The sequence below is a fragment of the Legionella quinlivanii genome, from assembly GCF_900461555.1.
Lineage (GTDB): Bacteria > Pseudomonadota > Gammaproteobacteria > Legionellales > Legionellaceae > Legionella_C > Legionella_C quinlivanii.
Map to the genome: position 1 here is coordinate 3,465,288 of NZ_UGOX01000001.1, position 15,103 is coordinate 3,480,390.

The window sequence follows — 15,103 nt, forward strand, 5'->3', positions numbered from 1 at the left end:
TACGTAGACTCTTACGGAGTACGTAGGCTCTTACGCGGTACGCAGGCTCTTACGCGGTACACAAGCTCTTATAGGATAGTTAAATTTTGTGACCATCTCTCAGGGACAAGCCGAGGGGGATGGGTAGATACCAATGGACTGGAAACAGGTCTTTCGCAAAGCATTTACAATTGCGCTGTTCTATGGCTAATTAATAGTTGGCTTTAAAAGTATTCAAATGTGGACATCAGGAAGATTTCTCTGCTTTGAAGAGGTTGATTTATCAAAAACTAATCAATATGAGCCAGCACGGAGGGCCCACTTATGAAGGAAGGACATTCTCGTATTCCCTATCGTTCGATGCAAGACCATTCGCGGCTAAACATTGCTGCAAGACCCTTTTATGATGAACTCTGTTACACCGAAGAAGAATTACAATTCAGACAACGCGTGATTAATCTGCGAACAGCGAGCAAAATCGATGCCCAGTTGCTGAGCACAGAAGACAGCTGGTTTAATGAAGATAAAACCCAGGCTTTTTCTGCAGTGAATGAGGGCTCATGGCTGTTGAGTGTGCAATATCGGCCACGCCACGAACTGAGCCTGGACGACTTTCATGCCGAAATCCTGCCTCCCCAGCGGGTAAGCTGGACGGGTTTGAGTATGATGATGAGGCAAATTGGCGATTACCTCCTGATTAGAAATGATGCGCTTAGCAAGGCTCATCTTAACCAGCCATTTAATTATGTGTTACTGGACAGCATGCAGATTCTGCGAAAACTGGCTGCCATCAATGATGCAGAATATGTTAGTGAACAATTGCAGTTGTTCACCCAATATTTACGGGCAGTCGAGGTGATGACCTCCCCTATGGCGGGCAGCGATCGCTTGTTTTTGGCGGATTGTCGCAGTGCCATCGAAAAAGACATTCAATTTGACATCCAGCAAAAACTGCAATCCCGACAGTTTAAGATAAAAATCGAACGCCTTCATCATGAGCTGACCAATCTTGCCCAGAAAAGACACACAGGAATGCATTTTGCTGTAACCGCTTACGATGCAAATCCACACCCTTTCTGGGAGCTCTACAAAGACGCACAAACGATTGGCTCCCAGCGCGAGTTTCCTACCCTGGCTGCCAAACATTGTGCACTAATCGTCAGTGAAACAACTGAGCTTGCTCCAGAGTCCGTCAGTACTATCGCTGCACCTGAATCCATTCGTCTGACTGCCGAGGATTTGAAACAGTGCCCTGGTTTTAAGTTTATCGATAATCTGCCATCAACCGTTCATGAAGCTTACGGCCAGGCAATTAGTGATTTACAGGAAGTGTTAAGATTTCAAAATATTCTTGAGCAACTGTCACAGCTGCTCGATCAGGCCGGGGAAGTGTTTACCATCACGCAATTTCGCTCGCAAATGCTTGATCTCTTTGAAGGAATTGAACTGTTCGTACAACGTTCGCAAGCCCCGGTTATGGAGGTATTGGAAGCCAATAGTGCCGCCTATCATCAATCCATTCAAGACAAACAGGATATTCGCTGGTGGGAAAAATGGATTTCAGATAAGCCCGAAAAAATTGACAGCTTTATTAACAATCAGGATAATTTGTCACGATTTGGGGTAACTCCTGTTAATCTGCAGCAGGTTGAAAAGCAGATTATGGAACAAACGAATCAAATAAAAACGCACCTCCATCAGTTCGCCACCGAGGAAAAGCAGCTGGAACTCATCAGCTCGGCCAAAGAGCTGATGGGACAAGTGATGAGCTCAATGCAATCCTGGGTTAATCAGCAAAACCGTCTTGCCGGCCTTCCTGAAAAACCACTGAATCAGGCAATTACAAGGTCCTATCCAAAACCACATTCATTGTCCGAGACCAAAACACAGGAACCAGCAAAAAAAAATCGCTCGCCCGTAAAAGAAAAGACGATTGCCAAACGGCCTGAACGATCCCGGTTTTTTAAATCCACCCCGGAGCCTCTTAACCAGATGTTTATTTCACCGGTCAAAAATTCTCACCGGGCATTGCCCGCCTATAGCCCGCCCCCAATAACCGCAAGCTCAAATGAAACTACAAACCAGCAGGCAGCAACCATCAATCCGCTTATCTTTTTTAGCATTCTTATTTTATTGCCTTTGGGAATTATATTGCTCAAATTGCTTTATGATCGTTACTGGGCAAATGTGTCAATCCTTAGCGCTCCCCGGGAAGTCAATCTTTTACAATATGAAGAAAATCTAGTTAAAGCGGAGGACTCATTAGCATTGATTGCTGGCTATGTCAGTGCTTCTGGTGATGAAGAGCAAGAGACTCTTCTCGAAGAGTTTAGCGACACCGTTAGTAGGTTAAAATCCCGACAGAAAGCGATGCGCTATGATCAAAACGCATTGGATAGCTTGCTGGAAGAGTTAAATGACTTTATCGAGGACCATCATCTTTCAAATAGCCGCCCTAAACCTTAGGGCGTGCTTTTAAGTTTTGACAGGAAGAATCAGGAAAAACTGAGCGCTGACACTGGGTTCTGACCAGATTTCGCTCCATTTTTTTCGCTATCTCTGTGCGTATCCACCGGAGTTTCCGCAAGGGCTTTAGCAAGTGAAGGAGGGGCCTTTGCTGCCTGCGGTTGAACTACCGTTTTGTCTTTGGACAATTTACGTAAATCCTCAAGAAACTTGTGCGTAATATCTGTAGTTTTCATTGGCCGAACCGAATCATAAGCCCCAAAGGTTTCTAACTCATTATCCGTCTCAGATATCTTAAACTCCGCAGAGCTGGCGCTGCTACCATGTTTTACAGCCCGTTCGTGGACAGCATATTTGCTTTGCATATCCGCCAGAATTGCTTTTACCAATACCGAATTGAGTGAACCATCATTAATTGCACCGTTCGTTAAAATCATCGCCAGAATATTGCTGCGTGAATAGCCGAATTTCTTATCAAAATAAGTGGATACTTCCTGATCTCTCACCTTGGTTGTTACGAAAAAGTTATAAAACTGTACCCCAAGACTGGCCGGTTCAAGATACTTTTTGACACAATCATCAATAAACTTCCGAAAGTCCTCTTCTGTTTTAAACGAGTCTACCCATTTGTACATTGCATTATGAAAATTAGAAACAGCGCTTACACTCCGACTGTGAATAAATTTTTCATTGGTTCTGGAGTAGTTCATAATTCGCTGCGTGTAAGCAGCACTGTTAAATACTTTTGTATTGATGGCATGTCTGACACTGGCAAGATTGCAGCCCACCTCGTCCTGAAAATCGACAAGCATGCTGTTAATCAGATTATTGACCAGATGGGTATTCAGTGAGGTAGTCTCATGGCCGCCCTCGCTAAAAATCCAGGCCAGTTTTTCAGAGCCTTTGAGGCGAGTCGTTTTGATATAATTCAATACACTGGTTGCACGGTAACGATTAGTAAACCAGCTGAAAGTGCCAGGCGTATAATTACGCTCAATAATCTCTGCTATAAAATTAGTTAAAGCCGAATCGCCATTCTTCCCGCTGATCTCATCCTGCTCATCCGCCCAGGCAAATAATTGCTTAAAGCAAGCATCCATGACCTGCGGATCGACATGTGATTTTAATTTGATATTGGATTGTGTTTCTTTGTTGCCATACAAAGGCATATCATCTCGACTGATATACCTCGACCACTTCATGATCGGTTTATAGCGGTCTATTTTATCCAGTATATTGGTAAAATCGGTTGCTTTACCTGTTGTTCCCAAATGATCCAGAATGCTCTTTTCATGCTTATTAACGGTGTCTTGCATCCTCTCAAGAAAAACTGCATTCGTTCTTTCGCTTAAATTAAGAAGATCGGTACGAAAATAAGTATCCGCTATGTCGTGAAGCTCTTTGTGAAAGGCCCTGATTTCCTGTAAGGCAAGGTATTCAGGATTATCTGGTCTGCAATTGACGCTGATTTTCGATAAGTCAGTAGCCTTTGACAGCAATTGCCAGGACTCTGTGGCAGTTGACTTATCCAATCCCGGCAAATTATCGTCAATGGAAGGCAATGTTTGCTGGCTGAGAAGGTTAATAATTGACCTTTCCAAATTATCCAGCCCCAATAAAATTTGATTCACATGAGGCAAAAACGAATCTCGCCAGATTTTATGGAAACGTTTGGAAATTTTCTCGTCATCATATTTGCAGAGATCACTCATGCAATAGGCTGGACACATCGCCTCCATCTTTTTTAGTTTCTCAAGAGGCTCATCTGTCGCAGTAAGCTTTCGTTTCTGAATTTCCTGTATTAACCGGGAATGAGTTTCCACTGCCTCAGCAGTCTTCTTGTTTTGAGTAGCAGTCCATTCTTTGATACGCTGGACAACCTTGGGCTTTTTCTCCAGAAATGTATTAAAACTGGGAACCTTAAGCTGCCTTCTGTTGGCATCACTCCCTGGATACCCGACTACCGCACGGTATAATTCATCATACTCTTCCTGACTCACTGCAAGCATGTGATTAACAAATGATTCCTTATCAGTGGTTGCATTAAATAGCTTACTGTTTGCCGCCTCGAGATCTTCTATTTTTTTTCCGGAAAGACTTCGATAATCCAATGGCTCATCGCCCAGGTATTCGGTGAGACGAGACCGCAACACATCAGGATCGTAAGTTAATAATTCATAGGTAAAGGCCTCAAACATCTGCTCTTTAAATTCTTCACTACCTGCGAGATCACGAAAAGCACTGGTTGAGCGGTATTTTTTTAATAAATTAAAATTTTCGGGATAACTGTTGGCTGGCCAATGCGTTCTTCCTTCAACAACCGGCAAATCACCAATTTGCGCGCTGGTAACACGAACTACATCCGGGTTGGTTACCATATCGATAGCTCTTGGCCCGCGAATGATTTTACTATAGCGGTCATGGCACATATCAAAATCAATACCACCAAACAGACTGAGATTGTCCGGGTGTCTGTCTTCATCCCCGATGCGCAGCCAGGCAGCAATTTGTCTTGCGACATTTTTCTCCAGCAAGGTCTGCATTGTCGGATCGACCCACATTTTCTCGATGGCGTCAGCCGGCAGATCATCCGTTATTTTAAGCAGAGGCTTATAGTTTGGAAGATCAAAAGAAACCGTACCCACAATCTGGCCGTCGCGATAAACCAGTCGCTCCTCAGCCATAAACTCACCCATCGACAGGCGCAGAGACACACTACTCGCTACAGAATATTTTGCCAGCAAGACTGGATAAAGCTCATTATCAACCGGCTTGAAAAACCCTTTCTTGATTGAACCATCAGTGTCCAGAAATTCAACGCGGCTTATCGTATGACCAGAAGTTGGAACGGGCGTCCCAGAGGTGGTAAATGTTAATTGATTATGCTGAAAGGCCTTCAATGGCAGCGACATGGCTCATCCTTAAAATTTCTGTGCAATGCAGAATATTCATATTAAGCAGAAATCTTGCCAGAATTCAATAGTAGATTGCTTATTAATTAACCTTATGTAGGATGATCCAGAATCAGAGTGCAAAAAAAGATCAAGGAAAGATTGAGATTTATTCAATCCAGGATAATTACATGAATAATAAGGATTTCATGTGTTCATAACAAATGAAGAAGGAATCCATTCCCGCTATAATTTATTCTGAATATTCTCTGAAGATGACTCGATTTCATCTTTTACCTTTTTACTTACCGTTTGCGCTGTTTCCCTTGAACGCGGCGTGCTGAAAAAGGTCCAGTTTCCGGTGTGTCTATGGTGAATCAGGTTAGGTATGCCAATCAGCAGGATACTAAAAAAATTGGCAATAATTCTCATGCCCTGACGATAGGCTTTCCTGCTATCACCCTCCAGAGCATCAAGCAAAGGCTTTTCAGCAGTTTCCAAACGTTTGTTAAGCGCCTCTTTACTCCTAAGGCTGCCGTCTCCTCTCAGGCTGTCATGCAAAATACCATACAGCGCTTTTCGATAATTCACTTCATGAGAAAGCATTTTCTGGTATTTTTGAGGATTGGTCTTTTCAAGACGCTTGCGCATCTGCTCGCATTGTTCTTCAATAAACATTGCCATCCTGAAAAACTTTTGACCGGCGGCATCTTGCCCTTTTAGTAAATCCAGTGTTTTTTGCTCAAGTTGCAAGCTCTCCAGATGCTTTAATGTGGTCATTTGAGTACGCATCCGGGAGATGGGCTTGGCTAATTTCTTTTTAGCATCAGTGTCTGGCTGTAAATTATCCATTGTACTAGCGGTGATGGCTGTAAAGGCCTCTTCAATCAACAGTTTTTGGCCTGAAACGGGTAATTTATTAGAAAATATTTCTCTCAGCAGCAATTTAAAGTCATGAGATTTTGCGTCGCCTCCCACTGCCAGACTGGAATACCTTGAATTTCCCGGTACAGCACGCTGCAAATTGGCGATTAACTGCCTCTGCAGCTGGGCCTCTGGTTTCAAAAGCTCATGGCTTAATAAGTGGTTTCGGGCAAGACTTAAAGAAGCCTGCAGGAAACACTTGCGCATTTCAGCATTCGGTTCTGCCTGAACCGCAGTTTGCAGCTCTGCGGAAAAAGGCAACAGGAGGTTACAAATATCATTTGCATTGTAGGGCACTCTATGGTCCTGCAATAGGCTCATCAACTGGTGTTTGTCGGGCTCCATACCGATGGCCATGATATCATCTGCGCCTATCCCTTTGTCGAACAGGAGCATTAATTGCTCTGCCAGTTTTGGATAGACTTGCAGTTGATCAACCAGGCTAATCAGGTTGGCTTCATTCTTTTCATGCCTTAGAAGAAACTGCAGTAAACGAATCTGTGACTCATCCTTTAATCGCGGTAATACAGCCAGCGGACTATCCCCAGGATAAACCAGATAACATTGTGCAAGTGACGCGATTGCTTTTTCATTTCGAGTCCCGGTTTCCAGAATCTTCGGCTTGATCTCCTCCAAAAATACTCGGGTTTTTTGCAGGTTTTCAGCTAAGTCTTTTCCTTTCAGCGCATTGATTTCAACCATTCGCTTTAACAGGCGTAAATAATCAATGTGATTCTGATGGGTATAGAAATGATCAAACTGCCCGTGGTTGCTTAACCATAGCATAATACTCACTTTGGCAATCTTGTCCTGGTCCGGTGAGTTCAATTCGCTAATGAAGGGTTTCAATCGCTGAAAATGCGCAGGATCAAGCAGTAATTCAGTGTAGGTTTCAATCCCGTTTTTTTGCAAGAGGTGGATTGCCTGATGAAGGTCCTGATCGTCTGCGATGCGATAAAACTGATCTCGCTCCATTGTCGTGGGCTGACTAGCCAGCACTGAGGGCAAATAATAGCAGCCGTGCATTTTATCGAGATAATACTGCAGATCATTTTCACCGTCACGAAGACGGTTTAAAATCACTTTGGCTTCACTATCATTACGGATACTGTGCAGACAATTCTGTATCAGCGGTGATTTACTGGAACGAAGAAATGCGGCGATTATAGTTTCTTTAGTCGCGCTACTCAGGCTTTTATCCAGAGAAGACCAAAGTGTTTTAACCTGATTGCAATTTTCGCGGATCTCATCTGCAGTCTTGCCCATCATGTTTTCTTTTATGTAACTTGTTAAGGCCGGAAGGAAAACAGCTTTGGAGTAGCTGGAATATAACTGAGACAAATTGGCCGAGTCTAAAAATAATAATAAAATCCCTCGCTGAATCGCTAGCGTTTTATTGTTTAATTTGGTCAGGGCAGCCAGTTGCTGATAAAAAGGATTTTCCTTCTTAAGGCATTTTTGCATTGAGGCAACGCTTCGATAACCGGTTATTCCAAGCTCTTTGATTGCCTTCAAGCCCGGATTAGCAAGTGCTTTACCGACATCAGCCTGCAAACTATTTAATAATTGTCCATTCTCCTCATAGCCCCCTTTATCATTTGCCAATTGCGTGAACTGTTCGACGATATCACTATCAGGGTGAACTCTGCCATTTTTCAAAAAGACAGCCTGCAGGATATTACGGACCAATTGGTTGTGAATAATCGGGGCATCATCGTCTCCCATCAATGGGATAGCTCCCGCTTCAACAGATCTTATCTGAATTCTGGCAGCTGGATTCACTATTACAGGTTCAAAGCTGGTCATAAAAAGGACTTCGCGTTCCTCCGGTTTTTTATTGGTATTTTTAATGATACCGGCTAACCATTGACCAGGATCATCCTTTCGATATTCAAGATGGAAAGCAGCAAGTTGCCCATCTTTATCAACAAAACCAAAATCTATCGATGCCAGCTTATTATTGGTAAAATTCTCAGGATCTTCCTCTGCTTTTTTCAAAGGATGGGCATACACATCAGCGCCGAACAGCATCTTTAATACTGCACCAAACATATTACCCTGGGTATAGAACTCATGATCGCTTTGCTCGGCATCTTTCCAGGTTTCAAGATGAAGCAGACATTCTTCGAGCGTACCCATAAAAGTAGAGCGCTCGAAATCGGGCTCGAGGGTTGAAATATTTGTTCCACCTCCAAGTACGAAATCGCTTCCGAAGGCGGTGAACACTTCTTTATAAGTTCCTCTAATCAGATATGGAGGCATCGCTATTGGCCACTAGTAATAAATAAACTATGATTATACTCTTATTTAAGTACAAATAGTGATAATAGAGTGTAAATATTGTTACTATTTGAATAATTTATTATAAAAATTTATGAATTTTAATCTTATTGGCGGTGGGCGTCTGGGAAAACAACTGGCTTATGCCCTGATTTGTTCAGGGCAAGGCAAATTGCACTCTGTTTATAATAAGCACTATGAATCCGCCCTGAACTCCGTCAGTTTACTAGGCGAGGGAGATGCGATAAGTGAACTACAGGCGCTTTCCCAGGTGAATCTGCATTTTATTACTACTCCTGACTCAGTAATCCCGAAAATTGTCCAACAGCTGCAGCATCATGAAACTATTCTCAAAGGCTCTACCATTATCCATTGCAGCGGCGTATTATCATCGGCCATATTATCCCCCTTGCGTGCTCTGGGCTGTCATATCGTCTGCATTCATCCATTAAAACCTTTTCCTCATCAAGCGCTCAATGCAGAAATTTTTAACGATTGTTATTGCAGTATTGAGGGGGATGAAAAAGCGGTAGAAATTATTTCACCCTTATTTGTAAATCTGGGCGCTAAATTATTCAGCATCGAGGCCAGTCAAAAAATGCTTTATCACAGCGCTGCTGCAATCGCCTCAAATTATCTGGTGACACTTGCCCACGCAGCTGAACAATGTATGCGTGAGGCGGGGGTTGAAAAGGAGATAGCAAAGGAAATTATTGTTTCCCTGATGCAAAACAGCCTGTTTAATGTCCGTCATGCCAAGGATTTGCCTCATGCATTAACGGGCCCAATCGCTCGTGGAGACGAAGAAACGATACGCCAGCACCTGCAATCCATGCTCGATCCGGTGATTGAATCATTCTATCGCCAGGCAGGGCTGGCTACTTTGGCATTCGCGCCTATATCAGAAGAAAAGAAAAAGAGCCTGCGGTCCATATTGGAGGACTAGCGTTGAAACAGTCAAAGGGCTTTCACTTAACAAACTGTTTGCTCTTCACATATAGGACTTTTTTTACCGCAGCAACCATCTGTTTAGCTTCATCATAAATCGTGACTGTAAAAACCGGATTTATTTTTCCTTTGGCCAGCGCTTCCTGGCGAATATGCTCAATCTCTTCATCGCTTAGTTTGAACTCGGCAAATACCCTGCCTTTTCCTGGACTGAGATACTGAATTTCACCTTGCTGATCCCAGACAATAAAATCCTTGCCCAGCCGTTGTAAGAGCATAAGCATAAAAAAGGGATCGGTCATCGAAAACAGGCTGCCGCCAAAATGAACCCCTACATAGTTTTGATTATACCAGCGTAATTTAAGCGATACCCTAATGTAACTATAATCGGCTTTTATTTCATCAACGTGAACCCCAGCGCCCCAGAAGGGAGGCCAAAGATTCATAATCCAGCGTAATTTGCGGGCAGTAAGTTTCATACTGCGCTCTCATTCGACCGAATCACTTCAAGGGAGGTGACTGCCTGCAATCCACGCGGCAAGCGGTTCCCGCGACGTCCACGTTCCCCTCGATAATGATTCAGGTCAACCGGTTTAAGAGTAAAATGTCTTTTCCCGGCGTTAACTGTTAGTTGATCAGCTTCAGACAGGACTTGAAAATCAACGATAAACTCTTCCCGCGCACTGGCTTTTGCACTGGGGATGCTAATCATTTTATTGCCTTTACCCTTAGTTAAAAGTGGTAATTCTTTTGCTGAAAAAATAAGCAGGCGGCCAATATTGGTCGCACAGGCAATCAGATCATTCTCTATATTATCTACCGGTCTTGGTGTTAGAAGACGGCTATTCTCAGGCAATTTGAGACAGGCCTTGCCATTGCGGTTTTTGACATACAGCTCACCAAGCTGAGTGATAAAGCCATAACCGGCATCGCTGGCGAGCAAGATGTAGTTTTCTGCCTCCCCGGAAATCACTGCCTCGAACAGCATGCCTTCTGCGGGATTTAATTTGCCAGTCAGCGGCTCACCCTGACCTCTGGCAGAGGGCAGCACATGTCCAGGCAAGGTATATACCTTCCCTTCGCTATCAAAAAACACCACCTGCTGATTACTGCGCGCATTGGTTTGCGTCTTGAATCCATCTCCCGCCTTGTAACTCAAATCCTGACCATTCACATCATAGCCTTTGGCCGCTCGCACCCAACCTTTTTGCGATAAAATGACGGTGATTGGCTCATTCGGAAGAATATCCTCTTCTTTTAAGGCTTGTGAATCCTGACGCTCCATTAAGGGAGAACGTCTTAAGTCGCCATAGCTGTCGCGATCGGCTGCTATTTCAGTTTTAACCAGATTTCGCAATTTCCCTTCGTCGGCTAATAAAGCCTCGATATGATCGCGCTCTTTACATAAGTCCTTGAGCTCAGCCTGCAAGCGGATCTCCTCAAGCTTGGCCAGATGGCGAAGCTTCATTTCCAAAATCGCCTCAGCCTGCCTGTCGCTTAAGGAAAACCGCTTCATCAATGCCAGTTTAGGCTGATCTTCCTCGCGGATAATGCGAATAACCTCATCAAGGTTCAGATAGGCAATAATCAAGCCTTCAAGAACATGGATACGCTCAAGAATTTTATTCAGACGATATTGCAGACGCCGGGTTACTGTTGCCAGACGAAATACCAGCCATTCCTTCAATAAGCTCAAGAGATCTTTGACCCGTGGCTTGCCATCCAGGCCAATCATATTGAAATTGACCCGATAACTGCGCTCCAAATCGGTTGTTGCAAATAAATGAGACATCAAGCCCTCAACGTCGACCCGATTCGACTTGGGTATGATAACCAGGCGAGTAGGATGCTCATGATCTGACTCATCACGCAAATCCTCAACCATGGGTAATTTCTTTTGCTGCATTTGCGCTGCTATCTGCTCAATGACGCGCGCACCAGATACCTGATAAGGCAAGGCATGAATAACGATCTGATGTGCTTCCACATGGTAAATAGCCCGCATTTTCACTGAGCCCTGACCCGACTCATACATAGATCTGATTTGCTGTGGCGGGGTAATAATTTCAGCCTGGGTTGGGAAATCAGGCCCTTTGATATGCTGCAAAATATCATCGAGTTCTGCATGCGGGTGTTCCAGCAAATGAATACAGGCATTGGCCACTTCCATCAGATTATGTGGCAAAACATCAGAAGACATGCCCACGGCAATCCCTGTAGCTCCATTTAGCAGTACATTAGGCAAGCGCGCCGGCAATAAAGCGGGCTCCTGCAAACTGCCGTCAAAATTATCGACCCAATCTACAGTGCCTTGCTGTAATTCCGAGAGTAGTAATTCCGCATAATTGGAAAGCCTCGCCTCGGTATAACGCATCGCAGCAAATGACTTGGGATCATCAGGAGAACCCCAGTTGCCTTGTCCGTCAACAAAAGGATAGCGATAGGAAAATGGCTGTGCCATTAGCACCATAGCCTCATAGCAGGCCGAGTCGCCATGAGGATGGAATTTACCTAATACATCCCCCACCGTGCGCGCTGATTTTTTATGTTTGGCGGTCGCTTTCAGACCTAGTTCAGACATCGCATAGACAATACGACGCTGAACAGGCTTCAGGCCATCCGCCAGATGGGGCAGTGCTCTATCAAGAATCACATACATTGAGTAATCGAGATAAGCTTTCTCGGTGAACTCAGTAAGCGGCTTTTGCTCGATGTTATCAATTGCTAGCATAATTTGGGTTTCTGGTTACTGTTTGAACAAATGATTATTGCCCACTATTATAGCCGGTTTAGCTTGCTCTTGATAGCGGAGGGAACTGTGATTAGACGAGGGGGATATTTTGAAGAATGCTATGTATCAAGCTGCAGCCTGATACATAGCGGATGTCATATTTACTTCAGGTTTTTTCTGACTTTCTGAATAGCACGAATCTGCGCCACCGCGCGTGCCAATTCTGTAGCTGCCATAGAATAATCAATGTCAGCATTTTTATTGGCAATTGCTTCCTCTGCTCTTGTTTTAGCAGCAAGAGCCGCCGCTTCGTCAAGGCTTTCAGCACGCTCAACTTCATCAGCGAGTACGGTCACATAGAAAGGCTGAACCTCCAGCATGCCACCCGATACGTAATACACTTCCTGTGTACCGCCCATATGGGTAATCCGAATTTCGCCTGGTTTCAGCACTGTCAGTAATGGAGCATGGCCGGGAGTAATACCGATTTCTCCCAGCTCGCCGGTGGCGACCACCATCTCCACAACGCCCGAGAAAATTTCTCGTTCAGCGCTGACAATATCCAAATGGGTTGTAATAGCCATTTTTTCTTGCCTCATAATGTCTTGGCTTTAGCAACAGCCTCTTCAATGCTTCCTACCATATAGAACGCCTGCTCAGGCAGATCATCGTACTCACCTGCCAAAATGCCCTGGAAGCCTTTGATGGTGTCTTTGAGAGACACGTATTTTCCGGGTGAACCAGTGAATACCTCAGCTACGAAGAAAGGCTGAGACAGAAAACGTTGAATCTTACGGGCTCTGGATACAACTCGTTTATCTTCTTCAGATAACTCATCCATCCCCAGAATTGCGATAATATCTTTAAGCTCTTTGTAACGTTGCAGTGTTTGCTGTACGCGTCGAGCGGTATCATAATGCTCTTGGCCAACAATTAATGGATCCAGCTGACGTGAGGTGGAGTCCAGAGGATCTACCGCCGGGTAAATTCCCAGCTCGGCAATCTGACGGGACAATACAACTGTCGCATCAAGGTGAGCAAACGTGGTTGCCGGTGATGGGTCAGTCAGGTCGTCCGCAGGAACGTAGACTGCCTGAATAGAAGTAATAGAACCTGTTTTGGTTGACGTAATACGCTCTTGCAGCATACCCATTTCTTCTGCCAGTGTAGGCTGATAACCTACCGCAGAAGGCATCCGACCCAGCAAGGCAGATACTTCTACCCCGGCCAAGGTATAACGATAAATGTTATCGATAAACAAAAGAACGTCTCTTCCTTCATCACGGAATTTTTCTGCCATTGTCAGCCCTGTCAGAGCAACACGCAGTCGGTTTCCAGGCGGCTCATTCATCTGCCCGTAAACCAGCGACACCTTATCCAGTACGTTGGAGTCTTTCATTTCATGATAGAAGTCGTTTCCTTCCCGAGTACGCTCACCGACCCCGGCGAATACTGAGTATCCGCTATGCTCAATCGCGATATTACGGATTAGCTCCATCATATTAACTGTTTTACCTACACCGGCACCACCGAACAGTCCAACCTTTCCTCCTTTAGCGAAAGGGCAAAGAAGATCGATAACTTTAATACCGGTTTCGAGCAGCTCCTGGCTGCCTGCCTGCTCTTCATAGGAAGGGGCTTTGCGGTGAATCGCCCAGTGCTCGTCAGCACCTATCGGACCTGCTTCATCCACAGGACGTCCCAGAACGTCCATGATTCGGCCTAATGTTTTTTTACCGACTGGAACCTGAATCGGCTCGCCAGTATTTTTAGCTTCAAGGCCGCGCTTTAAGCCATCGGTGCTACCCATAGCGATAGTACGGACAACACCGTCACCCAATTGCTGCTGCACTTCAAACACCAGATCACCTTCAACCAGGTGCAATGCATCGTTTACTTTTGGAACGCTGTCACGTGGGAACTCCACATCGACTACTGCTCCGATTACTTCAACTACCTTTCCTAAACTCATATTCAAACCCTCTTATAATGCGCTTGCGCCACCGACAATTTCAGCTAATTCCTGCGTAATAGCCGCCTGTCGAGCTTTGTTATATGCCAATTGAAATTCTTTAATCAAAGCACCAGCATTATCAGTGGCGCTTTTCATTGCTATCATTTTAGCTGCCTGTTCGCAGGCAATATTCTCGACCACTGCCTGGTAAACCTGAAGTTCACTGTAGCGCTCTAATAATGCATCCAGCAATTCTTTGGAATCCGGTTCGTAGATATAATCCCAATGGTGTGCCAGTTGGCTGCTGTCTTTTTCGTCAGTTGGCAGGGGCAGCATTTGTCTGATAACCGGCTTTTGGGTCATGGTATTAACGAACTCGTTATAAACCACGTGCAAAGCGTCAATTTCGCCCTGGTAAAAGGCATCCAGCATGATCTTTACAACACCGATGATATCTCTGACACCTGGTTTATCACCCAAATGATCGGCACTTGCTATTACATGCCCACCAACTCGTCTGAAAAAGGCCTGACCCTTTCGACCGATCACGCAGAGACTGATCTCTTTACCTTCCTGCTGCCATTGCCGCATGTTTTTAATCGTTTCACGCAACAGATTGGCGTTCAAACCACCGCACAATCCACGATCGGAAGTAATCACGATAAGGCCGATGCGTTTGATGTCGCGAACCGTCATAAAAGGATGCCGATACTCAGAGTTTGCGCGGGCGATATGTTTGACGACATTATAAATTTTGCTTGCATAGGGTTTTGAGGCTCGCATTGCATCCTGGGTTTTACGCATTTTGCTTGCAGCCACCATTTCCATAGCACGAGTGATCTTTTGTGTATTCTTCACACTCGCAATTTTTGTACGGATCTCTTTTGCTCCAGCCATATCTTGCTTCGCCTTTAATTATCAGGATGGCTT

The 15,103-nt window shown here is 44.7% G+C and carries 9 protein-coding genes; 2 read left to right on the forward strand and 7 right to left on the reverse strand.

Annotated features, from left to right (window positions below; translation table 11 throughout):
• Positions 1-303: 303 nt before the first annotated feature.
• Positions 304-2,445, forward strand: a complete 2,142-nt coding sequence (locus DYH61_RS14805) for a hypothetical protein (protein ID WP_058506950.1) — start codon at positions 304-306, stop codon at positions 2,443-2,445.
• Between the two features lie 29 nt (positions 2,446-2,474).
• Here DYH61_RS14805 and DYH61_RS14810 read toward each other — a convergent pair whose 3' ends face one another.
• Positions 2,475-5,357, reverse strand: coding sequence for a protein kinase family protein (locus tag DYH61_RS14810; RefSeq protein WP_058506949.1), 2,883 nt, complete (start codon positions 5,355-5,357; stop codon positions 2,475-2,477).
• Between the two features lie 225 nt (positions 5,358-5,582).
• On the reverse strand, positions 5,583-8,522 hold the full coding sequence (locus tag DYH61_RS14815; protein WP_058506948.1) for a hypothetical protein: 2,940 nt from the start codon (positions 8,520-8,522) through the stop codon (positions 5,583-5,585).
• 112 nt (positions 8,523-8,634) lie between these two features.
• Between DYH61_RS14815 and DYH61_RS14820 the strand changes: the two genes are divergently transcribed.
• Entirely contained in the window at positions 8,635-9,486 is an 852-nt protein-coding gene (locus DYH61_RS14820; RefSeq protein WP_058506947.1) for a Rossmann-like and DUF2520 domain-containing protein, read from the forward strand.
• Positions 9,487-9,508: 22 nt separating this feature from the next.
• Here DYH61_RS14820 and DYH61_RS14825 read toward each other — a convergent pair whose 3' ends face one another.
• The 5 genes from DYH61_RS14825 to atpG all read right to left on the reverse strand — a co-directional run bounded on the left by DYH61_RS14825 (position 9,509) and on the right by atpG (position 15,070).
• On the reverse strand, positions 9,509-9,967 hold the full coding sequence (locus tag DYH61_RS14825) for a DUF4442 domain-containing protein (protein ID WP_058506946.1): 459 nt from the start codon (positions 9,965-9,967) through the stop codon (positions 9,509-9,511).
• Positions 9,964-12,219, reverse strand: coding sequence for a DNA topoisomerase IV subunit A (gene parC / locus DYH61_RS14830; protein ID WP_058506945.1), 2,256 nt, complete (start codon positions 12,217-12,219; stop codon positions 9,964-9,966). Before parC ends, DYH61_RS14825 begins: the two co-directional genes overlap by 4 nt.
• A 161-nt stretch (positions 12,220-12,380) precedes the next feature.
• Positions 12,381-12,803: a F0F1 ATP synthase subunit epsilon gene (locus tag DYH61_RS14835; protein ID WP_058507309.1), complete on the reverse strand. Its 423-nt coding sequence runs from the start codon at positions 12,801-12,803 to the stop codon at positions 12,381-12,383.
• Positions 12,804-12,814: 11 nt separating this feature from the next.
• Positions 12,815-14,191, reverse strand: a complete 1,377-nt coding sequence (gene atpD / locus DYH61_RS14840) for a F0F1 ATP synthase subunit beta (RefSeq protein WP_058506944.1) — start codon at positions 14,189-14,191, stop codon at positions 12,815-12,817.
• 12 nt (positions 14,192-14,203) lie between these two features.
• Positions 14,204-15,070, reverse strand: coding sequence for a F0F1 ATP synthase subunit gamma (atpG, locus tag DYH61_RS14845; RefSeq protein WP_058506943.1), 867 nt, complete (start codon positions 15,068-15,070; stop codon positions 14,204-14,206).
• Positions 15,071-15,103: the final 33 nt, after the last annotated feature.

Coding starts and splice junctions, on each gene's coding strand:
- atpG (WP_058506943.1), bottom strand. CDS start 15,070: ATGGCTGGAGCAAAAGAGATCCGTACAAAAATTGCGAGTGTGAAGAAT.
- DYH61_RS14825 (WP_058506946.1), bottom strand. CDS start 9,967: ATGAAACTTACTGCCCGCAAATTACGCTGGATTATGAATCTTTGGCCT.
- DYH61_RS14835 (WP_058507309.1), bottom strand. CDS start 12,803: ATGGCTATTACAACCCATTTGGATATTGTCAGCGCTGAACGAGAAATT.
- parC (WP_058506945.1), bottom strand. CDS start 12,219: ATGCTAGCAATTGATAACATCGAGCAAAAGCCGCTTACTGAGTTCACC.
- atpD (WP_058506944.1), bottom strand. CDS start 14,191: ATGAGTTTAGGAAAGGTAGTTGAAGTAATCGGAGCAGTAGTCGATGTG.
- DYH61_RS14815 (WP_058506948.1), bottom strand. CDS start 8,522: ATGCCTCCATATCTGATTAGAGGAACTTATAAAGAAGTGTTCACCGCC.
- DYH61_RS14805 (WP_058506950.1), top strand. CDS start 304: ATGAAGGAAGGACATTCTCGTATTCCCTATCGTTCGATGCAAGACCAT.
- DYH61_RS14820 (WP_058506947.1), top strand. CDS start 8,635: ATGAATTTTAATCTTATTGGCGGTGGGCGTCTGGGAAAACAACTGGCT.
- DYH61_RS14810 (WP_058506949.1), bottom strand. CDS start 5,357: ATGTCGCTGCCATTGAAGGCCTTTCAGCATAATCAATTAACATTTACC.